The following is a 14,949-nucleotide window of genomic DNA, read 5'->3' on the forward strand; positions in this document are numbered from 1 at the left end:
AGCTGTAAACTCCGCTTCCTCGGCTGTTTTCGCCTTGCCTGACCTTCGTCTCAAGACGTTTCATACAGACCCTAAGGACGGGGCGCCTGGGTAAGCCGTATGATCTGCCGCGCGCAGTAGGCGCCGGTGAGAATCACTCCGAACAAACGCAAGGTCTGCATGGCCAGCACCAGGCCGACATCGGCATGGGTCTCAACCGCGATGATCGCCATGGCATCCAGCCCACCGGGGCTGGTGGCCAGGTACATCGACAGGAAGTCGCTGCCCATCGCCTTGGCCATCAGCCAGGCGCAGGCAGCGCACAGCACGATCAGCACCAAGGCTCCAGCTATCATGGTCGGCAGGTGTGTCCACACGTAGCGTACGGTCTGCCGGTCGAAGCGCAGGCCGATGTAGCAGCCAATGGCGCCATAGGCCACGGCCAGCAAGGGTTCGGGCAGGGTGATCGTCAGCAACCCGCTCAGCTGCAGCGCACTACCGAGCAACAATGGCATCAGCAGAGCCCCCGCGGGCATTCGGTTGCCGGCGGCAATGCCGACCACCACCACGCCAACACTGAGCAGGCTATTGAGCAGATGCGGTGCCTCGCTGATCGCAGGGGCGTTCGCCGCCGCGCCAGGCCCCGGCGTGGCGCCCAGCAGGTGGCTGACCAGCGAGCCGATCATCACCACGCACACCACGCGCACATACTGCATGGTGGCCACTACGCGGCCATCTGCGCCGTTTTCCTCAGCCATCGACACCATCGCCGACGCAGCGCCAGGAGCGGTGCCCCAGGCAGCGGTACTGCCGGGAATGCCGCCAAAGCGCACCGTGCCCAGGCCCACCAAGGCGCTCAGGGCCACGGTGATGAAGGTGGCGACCAGCATCAGGTGCCAGGACTGCGCCATCGAGATCAATACCGACCAGCTCACCGCGTGCGCCACCAGCAGGCCGACGCAACCTTGGCCGAAACGAAACGCCTGACGATGTAGAGACAGGCGCGCACCGCCTATACCGAACACGATGGCCACCAGCATGGGGCCGAGGAACAAGCCTGCCGGTACGGACAGGGTATGCAACAACTGGCCGAAGGCACCGGCGCCTATCAGTAGCGCGAACCATTTGACGAAGGTCTTGGGGTTGCCGGAGGCAGAGGTCTGCAAGGTCGAGACTCCTTGTGCAGCGATAACGCGGTGTGCGGGGAAAAGTATCGACGGGGCAACCGATCAAGTCTATTTTCTACTTTTGATGAATCCATAACTGAAATTCATGAATCATGGACCTTCGCGACCTGACGTATTTCGAAACCATCGCCGAACTCGGGCATCTGGGCCGGGCTGCCGAACAGCTCAATCGCAGCCAGCCCGCGCTGAGCAAGAGCATCCAGCGTCTTGAAGAGTCGTTGGGCACGCGCCTGTTCCAGCGGGATGGGCGGCGGATCAAACTGACCGAAGTCGGCAAGCTGCTGTTGGCCCGTGGCAAGCAATTGCAGATGAACATCGCGCAAACCGAGCGTGAAGTGCGCGATTTCGCCAGCGGGCTGGTGGGCAACATTCGCCTTGGCTGCGCCGCGAGCATGGCCGATCATCTGTTGCCGAACCTGACGGCGGTCCTGCTTGAGCGGGCGCCGGAGCTGACGCTGAAACTGTCCATCGCTCAGGACGATGTGCTCAAGGAGTCGCTGCGCTCTGGCCAGCTGGATGTGATCATCTCGCCGCAGATCGCCGACGACCCGCAGTTCACCACCTACCCGATCGTTGAAGACGAAGCAGTGGTCGTGGCCAGCGAGGACCATCCGGTGTTTGCCGGCCCCATCACCTTGAAGGACCTGTGCCGCTATCGCTGGGTGTTGGGTGGCCCCACGGTCACGGCTCGGCGCTGGATCGACAACGTGTTCATGGCCCAGCAATTGCCTTCCCCGCAGGTACAGATCGAGACCAATTCGATTTCGCTTCTACCCCGGCTGATCGCCCGCACCCGTCTGCTGAGTTTCGTGGCGCGGGAAACGCTGGAGCACGGTCTGGGCCGTTCGGGTTTGCGCGAGGTGCCGCTGGAGGAGACCACGATGCGGCGAACCGTTGCGGTATCGGTGCGCGCTCAAGGGTATTTGCCACCGGCGGCAAGCTCGATGGTGGAGTTGCTGAGGGAAAAGGGCGTGAGCTTCCTGGGTAGTGAATGGCGGCGAAGCGACGGTGCTTGAGGATTCTGATGGCCGGTTGATGACAAGCGGCACGCTGAATCTACGCTCAGGGCATAAGTAACATTCTGCAATATTCCCCGGCAGGCCCTGATGGATCTCGTTCGTTCGCTACGCAGGAAGGCCGTGCTGGTCGGCAAGTCGCCCTATGGGGGGACGCAATTCTTGAGTTGCCCGGTGCAACTCCTGGCGGAGGCTCATCAATGCTTAAAAAATGCTTGTTGGCGTTGGCCATCGGCGGCTTGCTGTCGGCATCGGCGGTGTGGGTGCCGGACTCGCTCGGTGGCGTATCCACTGCTTATGCGAAAGACGGTGGCGGCGGTGGAGGTGGAGGCGGTGGAGGCGGTGGAGGCCATGGAGGCGGCGGAGGCGGCGGAGGCGGCCACGGTGGCGGTGGTGGAGGGCATGGTGGTGGCGGAGGCTCAGGCGGTGGCCATGGCGGCAGTGGCAGCGGACACGGTGGCGAAGGCGGCAATGCCGGCTCGGGCCGTGGTGAGAGCGGTCGCAACGGGGCAGATGATGGTGCCAGCCATGAGGCCAACCACGAGGCCAATCACGAAGCGAATCACGAAGCCAACCATGATGTGGGTGGGCCCCACAGCGTGGGGCAGGGGGCGGATGATGGGGTGAATCATGACGTCGGGGATGACCGTGGGGGTGATCGGACCTGACATTCCCGTGGCCTGTACCAGCCCGTTTCGAAAGGCGGTACAGGCGTTCAGGTCGATGGTTGCCCCGGGTAGTCAGGTATGAGGGACCTGTTTGGCCACCGGCGTCCCGGCATACTGCGGCTTCAAATGCCCCTGGTCATCCAGCAGGTACGCATCCATCACTTCGCGCACCACGGGCCCCGCCACCCGGCCTCCGGCCTCGCCGTTCTCGATCATTACCGCCACCACCACGCTTGGATGGTCAGCCGGAGCGAAGCCGACGAACAGGGCGTTGTCGCGGTGGCGTTCCAGGGTTTTGTCACGGTTGTAGCGCTCGCCTTGCTTGATCGCCACCACCTGCGCGGTGCCGCTCTTGCCTGCAATCCGGTACTGCGCCCCAGCCGCCGCCGCGCGGGCGATACCTCGTGGGTCGTGCATGACCATCTGCATGCCCTGGTTCACCTGGTCCCAGGCATGGCGGTCGTGCAGCACGATGTTCGGCATCGGGTTCGGGTCCACCGGTGCTTCACCGCCCACGGTCATGGCCAGGTGCGGACGGTGCCATACACCTTTACTGGCCAGCAGGCTGGTGGCCTGGGCCAGTTGCAGCGGTGTGACCTGCATGTAGCCCTGGCCAATCCCGAGAATCAATGTCTCGCCGGGGAACCAGGCCTGGCGGCGAGTCGCACGTTTCCATTGCTGCGACGGCATCAGGCCGGCCGCTTCCTCGAACATGTCCAGCGACACCTTCTGACCCAGGCCGAACTCACTCATGTAGTCGTGCAGCCGGTCGATGCCGAGTTTGTGTGCCAAGTCGTAGAAGTAGGTGTCGTTGGAACGCATGATGGCGGTGTACATGTCCACCCAGCCATCGCCGCTGTGGTTCCAGTTGCGGTACTTGTGATCGTAGTTGGGCAACTCGTAGTAGCCGGGGTCGAACACTCGGCTGCCGGGGGTGATCACACCACTGTCGAGACCGGCGATGGCGACTTCCGGCTTGACCGTCGAGCCCGGCGCGTAGAGACCGCGCAGCACGCGGTTGAACAGCGGGCGGTCGATCGAGTCGCGCAGGGCTGCGTATTGCTTGAAACTGATGCCCTTGACGAACAGGTTAGGGTCGAAGCTGGGGTTGCTGACCATCGCCAGCACGTCGCCATTGGCCGGGTCCAGCACTACCACGGCGCCACGTCGGTCGCCCAGGGCCTTCTCCGCAGCCAACTGTAGGTGCGCATCGAGGCTCAGGACGATGTCCTTGCCGGGAATCGGGTCCTGGTGATTGAGCACTCGCATCACACGGCCCTGGGCATTGGTTTCGACCTCTTCGTACCCGACGTGGCCATGCAGCTGGCTTTCGTAGAAGTGCTCGATACCCGTCTTGCCGATCGACTGGGTGCCCCGGTATTCAGTGCTGTCGAGGGTCTTGGCTTCCTTTTCGTTGATGCGCCCGACATAGCCCACCGAATGGGCGAAGTGCTCGGCCAGGGGGTATTCGCGGATGAACTGTGGCTCGACCTCAAGGCCCGGCAGGCGGAATTGGTTGACCGCCACCAGGGCGATCTGCTCCTCGCTCAACCCCACCATCAGGGTCACCGGTTCGAAAGGCTTGCGGCCTCGACGAAGGTCCTTGTCGAACTGCTTGCGATCATCTTCGGACAGGCTCAGGACCTGGGCCAGGGTATCGAGAACCTTGGCCGTATCGCCGGCCCGTTCACGGGTCATGGTCAGGTCGAAGCTGGGCTTGTTGTCGGCCAGCACCACGCCATTGCGGTCGTAGATCAGTCCGCGCTCGGGGGCGATGGGTAGCACATGCACACGGTTGTTTTCCGAAACAGCGGTCTGCTGGTCGTGCTGTACCACCTGCAGCACATACAGCCGTCCCACCAGCACGGCCACCAGGCTGCAGACCAGGGCGGCGCAGGCCAGCAGCCGACGGTTGACCAGGTGCTTTTCCTTTTCGTGGTCCTTCAGGGGTATGGGCTGGGGCATGGGCTCGGCTGTCGGGTCTCGGGCAATACGCAAGATCGCGGGGCAGGCAGGCTTGGACAGGTTCGGCGCAGCCGCTGACGAGCGGTGTCCCTGCCAGCGCCGACCTGCCCCGCGATGGGCGGGCGATGCTACGCAAGGTCGCCGGGAGCCTCAAGGTACCGGATGCACCGCACGGGCCTGGATATGCCGCTCGCCCCCGGTGTCAGTGCCTTCATGGCCAACATGAAGATTCGTTCATGCGACTGACGGGCATAAAAAACAGTTTTTGCGACGGTTACTGACCTGCAACAGGGTTTTGCAGCCAAGTACTGTCTAGACTGGCTTTTCCAACCCTGCCCGTGAGAGCGCGATGACGGACCATCCCCTGCAGCAGACGCCCCCGCAAGCCATCCGTTTCCCCGTCGGATTGGTTGCCGCTGTGATCGCACTGGTGGTGGTCTTGCTGCTGCCTCTGCCGGCCACCCTGCCAGTGGCCGGGCAGCGGATGCTGGCGATTCTGTTGTTCGCGGTCATCGTCTGGGTCACCGAAGCGGTGTCCTATGAAGCCAGCGCCATCATGATCACCTCGCTCATGGCGGTGCTGTTGGGCACTGCGCCCACGTTGCAAGACCCCGCGGTGACCTACGGGTCGTCGGCGGGTGTATCGATGGCGCTCAGCGGCTTTGCAAACCCGGCGCTGGCGCTGGTGGTCGGTGCTTTGTTCATTGCTGCCGCGATGACCCACACTGGGCTGGACAAGCGCATCGCCCTGGTCACCCTGAGCAAGGTCGGCGCCAGCACCCAGCGTGTGCTGCTGGGATCGATGGCGGTGATCGTGCTGTTGAGCCTGGTGGTGCCCAGCGCCACCGCGCGCAGCGCCTGCGTGGTGCCGATCATGATGGGGGTGATCGCGGCATTTGGGGTTTCGGCACGTTCGAACATCGCCGCAGGCATCATGATCATCGTCGCCCAGGGCACCAGCATCTGGAACATCGGGATCCAGACCGCCGCGGCCCAGAACCTGCTGACGGTGGGCTTCATGGACAAGATGCTCGGGCAGCGGGTGTCTTGGATCGACTGGCTGATGGCCGGCGCGCCGTGGGCGGTGATCATGTCGCTGGTGCTGGTGGTGCTGGTCCTGAAACTGCTGCCACCGGAAAGCGACAAGGTGCCGGGCGGCATGGAGGGGGTCAACCAAAGCCTGACGCAACTAGGGCCCATGACTGGCGCGCAGAAGCGTCTGGGCCTGGTCTCGCTGCTGTTGTTACTGGCCTGGGCCACGGAAGGGCGCCTGCACCCGTTCGATACCACGACCACCACCTATGTCGGCTTGGTGGTGCTGTTGCTGCCGCGCTTTGGCGTGATGACCTGGAAGAATGTGCAGGCGCGCATTCCGTGGGGCACGGTGATCGTGTTCGGCGTCGGCATCAGCCTGGGTACTGCCCTGCTCAGCACCCAAGCAGGGCAGTGGCTGGGCGCGCAGGTGGTCGAGCGCACCGGGCTGGACCAGGTCGGCTCGTTGGGCGTGTTCGCGATCCTCAGTGCATTCCTGATTCTGATTCATCTGGGCTTTGCCAGTGCCACCGCGCTGACGTCGGCATTCCTGCCCATTCTCATTGCAGTCCTGCAGACGCTGCCCGGCGATTTCAGCCGGGTAGGCATGACCATGCTGCTCGGTTTTGCCGTCAGCTTCGGTTTCATTCTGCCGATCAACGCCCCGCAGAACATGGTCTGCCTGGGCACCGATACCTTCACCCCCAGGCAGTTCGCGCGGGTTGGCATCTGGGTCAGTGTGATCGGCTATGTGCTGTTGTTGGTCTTTGCCGGGACCTATTGGTCGTGGCTGGGCTGGATGTAACCCGCCGGCAAGCCCGGCAACGCTCGTTGGCTAGCCGACCGAGCGATCACTCAAGCTCATGTGGGAATACAAGGAGGCGAGTATGAAAGCTGCTGTCGTTGCAAAAGGGCAACGTGTGGAAGTGGTCGAGAAAACCCTGCGACCGTTGAAGCACGGTGAAGCGCTCCTGGCGATGGAGTGCTGTGGCGTCTGCCATACCGACCTGCACGTGAAGAACGCCGATTTCGGTGACAAGACCGGTGTCGTGCTGGGTCATGAGGGCATCGGCGTGGTCAAGGAAGTTGGTCCGGGTGTCACCTCGCTGAAAATAGGCGACCGGGCCAGTGTCGCCTGGTTCTACCAGGGCTGTGGTCATTGCGAATACTGCAACAGCGGTAACGAAACCCTGTGCCGCGAGGTGAAGAACGCCGGCTACACCGTCGATGGTGGCATGGCCGAAGAGTGCATCGTGGTGGCCGATTACGCGGTCAAGGTGCCCGATGGGCTGGACTCCGCTGCTGCAAGCAGCGTCACCTGTGCTGGCGTCACCACCTACAAGGCAGTGAAGATTTCCAACATTCGCCCCGGACAGTGGATTGCCATCTACGGCCTCGGCGGCCTGGGCAACCTGGCCCTTCAGTACGCCAAGAACGTCTTCAATGCCAGGGTCATTGCGGTGGACATCAACGATGACCAGCTGGCGTTCGCACGGGAAATGGGAGCGGACCTGACGATCAACTCCCTCAAGGAAGACGCCGCGAAGATCATCCAGGAGAAAACCGGGGGTGCTCATGCGGCCGTGGTGACGGCCGTGGCGAAGGCGGCGTTCAACTCAGCGGTGGACGCGTTGCGCGCGGGCGGGCGACTGGTGGCGGTCGGTTTGCCGACCGCCAGCATGGACCTCAACATTCCCCGCCTGGTACTGGACGGTATCGAAGTGGTCGGCTCGCTGGTCGGCACTCGCCAGGACCTGCACGAGGCCTTCGAATTCGCCGCGCAAGGCAAAGTGGTGCCGAAGGTCGCCCTGCGCCGCATCGAAGAGATCAACGAGATCTTCGATGAAATGGAGCAAGGCAAGATCACTGGTCGCATGGTGATCGACTTCACTCAGTAAGGCAGTCGAAGCAAGGCCCCGGTCGCAGGGTGGTGCTGGCCGGGGCCTTGTTTTTCAAGCCGTGGTCAGTGCTTGAACATTACATGACGGATGGCCGTGTAGTCCTCGAGGCCATACATCGACATGTCCTTGCCATAGCCGGACAGCTTCACGCCGCCATGCGGCATCTCGCTGACCAGCATGAAGTGGGTGTTGACCCAGGTGCAGCCGTACTGCAGGCGCGCCGCCAGTCGGTGGGCGCGACCGACATCGGCGGTCCACACCGAGGAGGCCAGGCCATAATCGGAGTCGTTGGCCCAGGCCAGGGCCTGTGCCTCGTCGTCGAACTCGGTGACCGATACCACCGGGCCGAAGATCTCGCGACGCACCACTTCGTCATCCTGAAGGGCGCCGGCCAGTACGGTCGGTTCGAAGAAGAAGCCTGCACGTTCGGCGCGCTTGCCACCGGTAACCACTTCGATGTGCGGCAACTGCCGGGCACGCTCGACGAAACCGGCGACGCGCTCCAGATGCTGCTGGGTGATCAATGGCCCCAATTCGGTGTCCGGGTCGTCCTGCTCGCCATAGCGAATGCTGGCAACGGCTTCGCCGAGCTTCTGCACGAACTTGGCGTAGATGCCTTTCTGTGCATAGATGCGGCAAGCCGCGGTGCAGTCTTGCCCGGCGTTGTAGAAGCCGAAGGTGCGGATGCCTTCCACGGCGGCGTCGATATCGGCGTCGTCGAAGATGATCACCGGGGCCTTGCCGCCCAATTCCATGTGCATGCGCTTCACCGTGTCAGCGGTGCCGGCAATGATGCGGCTGCCGGTGGCCACCGAGCCGGTCAACGAGACCATGCGCACTTTCGGGTGGGCGGTCAGGGGCTCACCGACGCTTGGGCCACGGCCGAAGACGATGTTCACCACGCCAGCCGGGAAAATACCGGCAATCAGCTCAGCCAGGCGCAGGGCAGTCAGCGGGGTCTGCTCGGACGGCTTGAGTACCACGGTGTTGCCGGCGGCCAGGGCTGGGGCGAGTTTCCAGGCCGCCATCATCAGTGGGTAGTTCCACGGGGCGATCGACGCAACCACGCCCACCGGGTCACGGCGGATCATCGAGGTATGGCCCGGCAGGTATTCGCCAGCGGCCGAACCTTGCAGGCAACGGCTGGCACCTGCGAAGAAGCGGAACACGTCGGCCACGGCTGGCAGTTCGTCGTTCAGCGCGGCGCTGTAGGGCTTGCCGCAGTTGTTCGATTCCAGGCGTGCCAGTTCCGCTGCGTTGGCATCGATGGCGTCGGCCAGCTTCAACAGCAGGAGCGAGCGGTCCTTCGGCGCGGTCTGCGACCAGCTGTCGAAGGCCGTATCGGCAGCCTGAACGGCGGCATCGACCTGGGCAGGCGTGGCCTCGGCGATCTCGATCAGAGTGGTGCCGAGTGACGGATTGAGGACGGCAAGCGTTTCGCCTTTGCCGGCGACCAGTTGGCCGTTGATCAACAGGTTGGTTTGCATCGGTGGAACCTCCAGTTCGGGAGCGTAGAGCACATTCGGTCGGTGTCGTGTTCAAGCGCGTGCCACGGCGCGGCTACTTGCCGCTGCCCGCCACGCCTTCGCCACCTTTGGTCAGGTAATAGGCGCCCAGGATCGGCAGCATCGTCACGAGCATCACCAGCATGGCGACCACGTTGGTTACGGGGACGTCGCGGGGGCGGCCCAGTTGGTTCAGCAGCCAGATTGGCAAGGTTCGCTCATGGCCGGCGGTGAAGGTGGTGACGATGATTTCGTCGAATGACAGGGCGAACGCCAGCATGCCGCCGGCCAGCAAGGCCGAGCCAAGGTTGGGCAGGATCACGTGGCGGAAGGTCTGCCAGCCATCGGCGCCCAGGTCCATCGAGGCTTCGATCAGGCTCTGGGAGGTCCGCCGCAGGCGAGCGATGACGTTGTTGTAGACGATCACCACGCAGAAAGTGGCATGGCCGATGACGATGGTCAGCATGCCCGGCTCGATGCCCAGTGACTTGAACGCCGACAGCAGGGCGATACCGGTGATGATGCCGGGCAAGGCAATCGGCAGGATCAGCATCAGCGAGATGCCTTCCTTGCCGAAGAAGTCGCGCCGGTACAGCGCCACCGAGGCCAGGGTGCCCAGCACCATGGCGATCAGCGTGGCGATGCCGGCGACCTTTACCGACAGCACGATGGCATCGAGTACGTCCTGGCGCGCGAACGCCACGCTGAACCAGTGCAGGGTGAAGCCCTTGGGCGGGAAGCTGAAGGCGGCGTCCTCGGTGTTGAAGGCGTACAGGAAGATGATCAGGATCGGGAAGTGCAGGAACACCAGTCCGCCCCAGGCGGCGGCTTTCAGCCCCCAGGAAGCCTGGCCGTGGGTTGAGGAGTCAGAGTGCATCGAAGGCCCCCAGGCGTTTGACGATGGACAGGTAGACGGCGATCAGCACGATCGGTACCAGGGTGAAGGCGGCCGCCATCGGCATGTTGCCGATCGCGCCTTGCTGGGCGTACACCATGTTGCCGATGAAGAACCCGGGTGGACCCACCAGTTGTGGCACGATGAAGTCGCCCAGGGTGAGGCTGAAGGTGAAGATCGAACCGGCGGCGATGCCAGGCACCGACAACGGCAGGATGACCTGGAAGAAGGTCTGCTGCGGGTGTGCCCCCAGGTCGGCCGAGGCTTGCAGCAACGAAGGCGGCAGGCGTTCGAGAGAGGCCTGGATCGGCAGGATCATGAACGGCAGCCAGATGTACACGAACACCAAGAAGCGCCCGAAGCTGGAGGTGGACAGGGTATTGCCCCCCAGCCCCGGCAGGCCCAGCAGCAGGTTCAGTACAGGTTCCAGGCCCAGGTGCTGGATGAACCACATCGCCACGCCGCCCTTGGCCAGCAGTAGGGTCCAGGCGTAGGTCTTGACGATATAGCTGGCCCACATCGGCAGCATCACGGCGATGTAAAAAAACGCCTTGGTCTTGCCGTGGGTGTAGCGTGCCATGTAGTAGGCGATGGGGAAGGCCACCGCGCCGCTGGCGACGGATACCGCCACGGCCATCAGCACCGTGCGCTGGATGATGTCGAAGTTGGCCGGGTTGAACAGCGAGGTGAAGTTGGACCAGGTAAAGTCCGAGGTCACCATCATGGTGAAGTCGTCGAAGGTGTAGAAACCCTGCCACAGCAAGGTCAGCAACGAGCCCAGGTAGATTGCGCCGAACCACAGCAGCGGTGGTACCAGCAGCAGCGACAGGTACAGGGTCGGCTTGCGGTACAGCAGGTTCGACAGGCGTCGCAGCGGGCCATTGGCTGTCGCCGTAGCCGGTGCATTGAGGGTCAGTTCCATGTCATGCGCCCTCGTTGAGCACCACCATGGCCGCGCGCGACCAGCGAGCGGTCACCTGCTGGCCCGGCTGGTGGGGGAGGTGGCTGTCGGCCCACTGGCTGTTGGCCTGGCTGAGGCAGAGGTTCTGACCGTTGTCCAGGCGGATTTCGTAGCGGGTCGCCGCACCTTGGTACTGGATGTCGTGCAGCAGGCCGCTGATCTCGATGTCGCTGGCGCCGCGTTCGCCGTCGGCGAAGCGGATGTGTTCCGGACGGATGGAAAACGGCTGTGCGTTGCCGGTCAGGGCGCGGGCGAGGTCGCCGCGCAGCACGTTCGAGGTGCCGACGAATTCCGCCACGAACGGTGTGGCCGGCTTCATGTACAGGTTGCGAGGGGTGTCGACCTGCTCGATGCGGCCTTTGTTGAACACCGCCACGCGGTCGGACATCGACAGCGCTTCGCTCTGGTCGTGGGTCACGAAGATGAAGGTGATGCCCAGTTGGCGCTGCAGTTTCTTCAGCTCGCTCTGCATCTGTTCGCGCAACTTGAGATCCAGCGCGCCCAGGGGTTCGTCCAGCAGCAGTACGCGTGGGCGGTTGACCAGGGCGCGGGCCAAGGCCACGCGTTGGCGCTGCCCGCCGGAAAGCTGCACCGGCTTGCGCTGGCCATAACCCCCCAAGGCCACCATGGCCAACGCCTCTTCGGCACGCTGCAGGCGGTCAGCCTTGCCAACCCCTTTCACCTTCAGGCCATAGGCGACGTTCTCCAGCACGCTCATGTGCGGGAACAGCGCGTAGTCCTGAAACACCGTGTTGACGTCGCGCTGATAGGGCGGCAGACCGGCGGCTTCCTGACCGTGGATGCGGATCGAGCCTGCGCTGGGTTGCTCGAAGCCGGCGATCAGGCGCAGGCAGGTGGTCTTGCCCGAGCCCGATGGGCCGAGCATGGAGAAGAACTCGCCGTCCTTGATGTCGATGGACACCCGGTCAACGGCTTTCACCTCGCCGAATTGGCGGGAAACCTGGGTGAACTGAACAGCGGGGGTGGTCATGGTGCACGCTCCAAGGGGCAGGAATCCGGCGTAGCAGGGCCCTGCCCGTTGCTCTGAAGGACGGGAAATCGCTATGCAGGTAGTTCGGTGTGGGGCTGGCGCGCCTGGCACTCACTGACGCGTGCTGCCAGGCGCCGGGAAAGCCGTCGCTCAGCGGCCGCCCATGATCCCGATGTAATCCTGGGTCCAGCGGCTGTAGGGCACGAACTTGCCGCCCTCCGCCACTGGGGTTTTCCAGAACGCGATCTTGTCGAACTGGTTGTAGCCGTTGCTGGCGCAGCCTTCGGCACCCAGCAAGGCACTGGCCTTGCAGCCTTCGGGGGCTGCCGGGACCGAGCCGAACCAGGCAGCGACGTCACCCTGTACCTTGGGCTCCAGCGACCAGCTCAGCCATTTGTAGGCGCAGTTGGGGTGTTTGGCCTCGGCATGCAGCATGGTGGTATCGGCCCACCCGGTAACGCCTTCCTTGGGGAAAACGGTGGCGATGGGCTGGCCCTCGGCCTTGAGTGCGTTGGCCTGGTACGGCCAGGCACTGGAGGCCACGACGCCTTCGTTCTTGAAGTCGCTCATCTGCACCGTGGTGTCGTGCCAGTAACGATGGATCAGTTCACGCTGTTTGCGCAGCAGTTCGATCACCGCGGCGTACTGCTTCTCGTCGAGTTGATAGGGGTCGGTGATGCCCAACTGCGGCTGGGTGGCCTTGAGGTACAGCGCGGCATCGGCGACGTAGATCGGACCGTCGTAGGCCTGCACGCGGCCCTTGTTCGGCTTGCCGTCGGCCAGGTCCTGGCCTTGGAATACTACCTTCCAGCTGTCCGGCGGAGTGGGGAACACCTGGGTGTTGTACATCAACAGGTTCGGGCCCCACTGGTAGGGGGCGCCGTAGGTCTTGCCGTCGACCACGTACCAGGCCGCATCCTTGAGCCTGGGGTCGATGTTCTTCCAGTTGGGAATCAACGCAGGGTCGATCGGCTGCACGCGTTTGCCGTAGATCAGCCGCAGCGAAGCATCACCTGAAGCGGTGACCAGGTCATAGCCGCCCTTGGCCATCAGGCTGACCATCTCGTCGGAGGTGGCGGCGGTCTTGACGTTGACCTGGCAGCCGGTTTCCTTTTCGAATGGGGTGACCCAGTCGTACTGCTTGTCGGACTCGCCACGCTCGATGTAACCGGGCCAGGCGACGATGTCCAGGCGGCCTTCACCCGCGCCGACCTCCTTCAAGGCCTCAGCGGCCTGGGTGCCGGCGCTGGCCAGTAGGGCGGTGGTGATGGCACTGAGTAGTACGGTCTTGCGCATCGGGTGAGTTCCTCTTGTTGTTGTCGCTTGGGATGTGCCGGCAGGCGCGTTCACTCCAGCTGCTGGCCGTGGCGCGCCATGATGTGGCGAACCACGCTGTAGTCCTGCAGCGAGTCACTGGACAGGTCCTTGCCATACCCCGAGCGCTTGAGGCCGCCGTGGGGCATTTCACTGGCCAGCATGAAATGGGTGTTGATCCAGGTGCAGCCATACTGCAAGCGGTTGGCGACCTGGAACGCCTTGTCCAGGTTCTGCGTCCACACCGATGAAGCCAGGCCGTATTCCGAGTCGTTGGCCCAGTCCACCGCCTGTTCCAGCTGATCGAAGCGGGTCACCGTGACCACTGGGCCGAACACTTCGCGCTGGACGATCTCATCCTGCTGCTTGCAGCCGGCGAGCAGGGTGGGCTGGTAGAAGAAGCCCACTCCCGAATGCGCGGCAGCGCCGGTGACCCGTTCGATATGCGGCTGGCCCAGGGCGCGTTCGACGAAGCTGGCCACGCGGTCGCGCTGGCGGGCGCTGATCAATGGGCCGATCTCGTTGTCGGCGTCGCGCTTGCGGGCGAAGCGAATACTGGCCACGGCATCGCCGAGCTCGGCGACCAGACGGTCGTGGATGCCGGCCTGGGCGTAGATGCGGCAGGCGGCGGTGCAGTCCTGGCCGGCGTTGTAGTAGCCATGGGTGCGCACACCTTCGACCACGGCGGCCAGGTCGGCGTCATTGCAGACGATCACTGGGGCCTTGCCGCCAAGCTCCAGATGGGTGCGCTTGAGGGTGCGCGAGGCAGCCTGCAGGATCTTCTGCCCGGTGACGATATCGCCGGTGAGGGAAACCATGCGCACCTTCGGGTGGCTGACCAGATGGCTGCCGATGCCTTCGCCACCGCCGCAGACGATATTGAGCACGCCGGGTGGCAGGACCTGCGCCAGGGTGGGTGCCAGCGCCAGGATACTCAGCGGGGTGTGTTCGGACGGTTTGAACACCAGGGTGTTGCCGGCCGCCAGGGCCGGAGCGATTTTCCAGGCCGCCATCATCAGCGGGTAGTTCCACGGCGCGATGGAGGCCACCACGCCGACCGGGTCACGACGTACCATGCTGGTATGGCCGGGAATGTATTCGCCGGACAATTGGCCTTGCTGGCAACGCACGGCGCCGGCGAAGAAGCGGAATACGTCGGCGGTGGCGGGGATGTCGTCCTGGCGTGCCAGGTGCAGCGGTTTGCCGCAGTTGAGTGCTTCGAGCCGGGCGAGTTCGTCGGCGCAGTGGTCGATGGCTTCGGCGATGGCCAGCAGCGCCTTGGCGCGCTGGGCGGGGGTGGTGCGTGACCAGGCCGGGAAGGCCCGGTGGGCGGCCGCGATGGCGGCTTCGAGTTGATCCAGCGAACCTTCGGCGATGCTGACCAGGGTCTGGCCACTGGCCGGGTTGATGATCGGTTCGACAATACCCTGGCCTGCGACCAGTTGGCCGTCGATCAGCAACGCGGTGTGCAGGGGGGCACCAGTCATCTTGGACGCTCGTCGTTTATCGGTCTTGTTGTCGAGGGGCATAGGCAG

General features: G+C 63.8%; 12 protein-coding genes. 3 read left to right on the forward strand and 9 right to left on the reverse strand.

The annotated features are described in order from the left end of the window. Nucleotides 1–71 precede the first annotated feature (71 nt). Complete coding sequence (locus tag IF103_RS09965) at nucleotides 72–1,145, reverse strand: AbrB family transcriptional regulator (protein WP_023380137.1); 1,074 nt, start codon at nucleotides 1,143–1,145, stop codon at nucleotides 72–74. A gap of 113 nt (nucleotides 1,146–1,258) precedes the next feature. On the opposite strand from IF103_RS09965, the gene IF103_RS09970 reads away from it, so the two are divergent. Beyond that, nucleotides 1,259–2,182, forward strand: coding sequence for a LysR family transcriptional regulator (locus IF103_RS09970; protein WP_023380138.1), 924 nt, complete (start codon nucleotides 1,259–1,261; stop codon nucleotides 2,180–2,182). Nucleotides 2,183–2,601: 419 nt separating this feature from the next. On the opposite strand, the gene IF103_RS09975 is transcribed toward IF103_RS09970, so the two are convergent. Both IF103_RS09975 and mrdA read right to left on the reverse strand, forming a co-directional pair. Beyond that, entirely contained in the window at nucleotides 2,602–2,853 is a 252-nt protein-coding gene (locus IF103_RS09975; protein WP_202676069.1) for a hypothetical protein, read from the reverse strand. A gap of 69 nt (nucleotides 2,854–2,922) precedes the next feature. Next, a complete protein-coding gene (mrdA, locus tag IF103_RS09980; protein WP_023380140.1) occupies nucleotides 2,923–4,815 on the reverse strand; it encodes a penicillin-binding protein 2 in 1,893 nt (630 codons plus the stop codon). A 349-nt stretch (nucleotides 4,816–5,164) separates the two neighbouring features. Here mrdA and IF103_RS09985 point away from each other — a divergent pair, with 349 nt between their 5' ends. Together IF103_RS09985 and adhP are read left to right on the forward strand one after the other, a co-directional pair. Then, nucleotides 5,165–6,652 carry a DASS family sodium-coupled anion symporter gene (locus tag IF103_RS09985; RefSeq protein ID WP_202676070.1) on the forward strand — a complete coding sequence of 496 codons (1,488 nt, stop codon included), beginning with the start codon at nucleotides 5,165–5,167 and terminating at the stop codon, nucleotides 6,650–6,652. A gap of 82 nt (nucleotides 6,653–6,734) precedes the next feature. Further along, on the forward strand, nucleotides 6,735–7,745 hold the full coding sequence (gene adhP / locus IF103_RS09990; protein ID WP_023380142.1) for an alcohol dehydrogenase AdhP: 1,011 nt from the start codon (nucleotides 6,735–6,737) through the stop codon (nucleotides 7,743–7,745). Between the two features lie 65 nt (nucleotides 7,746–7,810). Here adhP and IF103_RS09995 read toward each other — a convergent pair whose 3' ends face one another. The 6 genes from IF103_RS09995 to IF103_RS10020 form a co-directional block, all read right to left on the reverse strand. Further along, on the reverse strand, nucleotides 7,811–9,235 hold the full coding sequence (locus tag IF103_RS09995) for a gamma-aminobutyraldehyde dehydrogenase (protein ID WP_202676071.1): 1,425 nt from the start codon (nucleotides 9,233–9,235) through the stop codon (nucleotides 7,811–7,813). Nucleotides 9,236–9,308: 73 nt separating this feature from the next. Further along, the gene (locus tag IF103_RS10000; RefSeq protein WP_023380144.1) at nucleotides 9,309–10,130 is read right to left on the reverse strand and encodes an ABC transporter permease; all 822 of its coding nucleotides are present in this window, start codon (nucleotides 10,128–10,130) and stop codon (nucleotides 9,309–9,311) included. Beyond that, entirely contained in the window at nucleotides 10,120–11,070 is a 951-nt protein-coding gene (locus IF103_RS10005; protein WP_027907162.1) for an ABC transporter permease, read from the reverse strand. The genes IF103_RS10000 and IF103_RS10005 overlap by 11 nt, the downstream gene beginning before the upstream one ends. Before the next feature lies 1 nt (nucleotide 11,071). Further along, nucleotides 11,072–12,100 carry an ABC transporter ATP-binding protein gene (locus IF103_RS10010; protein ID WP_023380146.1) on the reverse strand — a complete coding sequence of 343 codons (1,029 nt, stop codon included), beginning with the start codon at nucleotides 12,098–12,100 and terminating at the stop codon, nucleotides 11,072–11,074. A gap of 150 nt (nucleotides 12,101–12,250) precedes the next feature. Further along, nucleotides 12,251–13,396 carry a putative ABC transporter substrate-binding protein YdcS gene (gene ydcS, locus IF103_RS10015; RefSeq protein ID WP_023380147.1) on the reverse strand — a complete coding sequence of 382 codons (1,146 nt, stop codon included), beginning with the start codon at nucleotides 13,394–13,396 and terminating at the stop codon, nucleotides 12,251–12,253. 50 nt (nucleotides 13,397–13,446) lie between these two features. Continuing rightward, the gene (locus IF103_RS10020) at nucleotides 13,447–14,901 is read right to left on the reverse strand and encodes a gamma-aminobutyraldehyde dehydrogenase (RefSeq protein WP_041925643.1); all 1,455 of its coding nucleotides are present in this window, start codon (nucleotides 14,899–14,901) and stop codon (nucleotides 13,447–13,449) included. Between the last annotated feature and the right edge of the window lie 48 nt (nucleotides 14,902–14,949).

The organism is Pseudomonas sp. SK2 (genome assembly GCF_016772395.1).
GTDB lineage: Bacteria > Pseudomonadota > Gammaproteobacteria > Pseudomonadales > Pseudomonadaceae > Aquipseudomonas > Aquipseudomonas taiwanensis.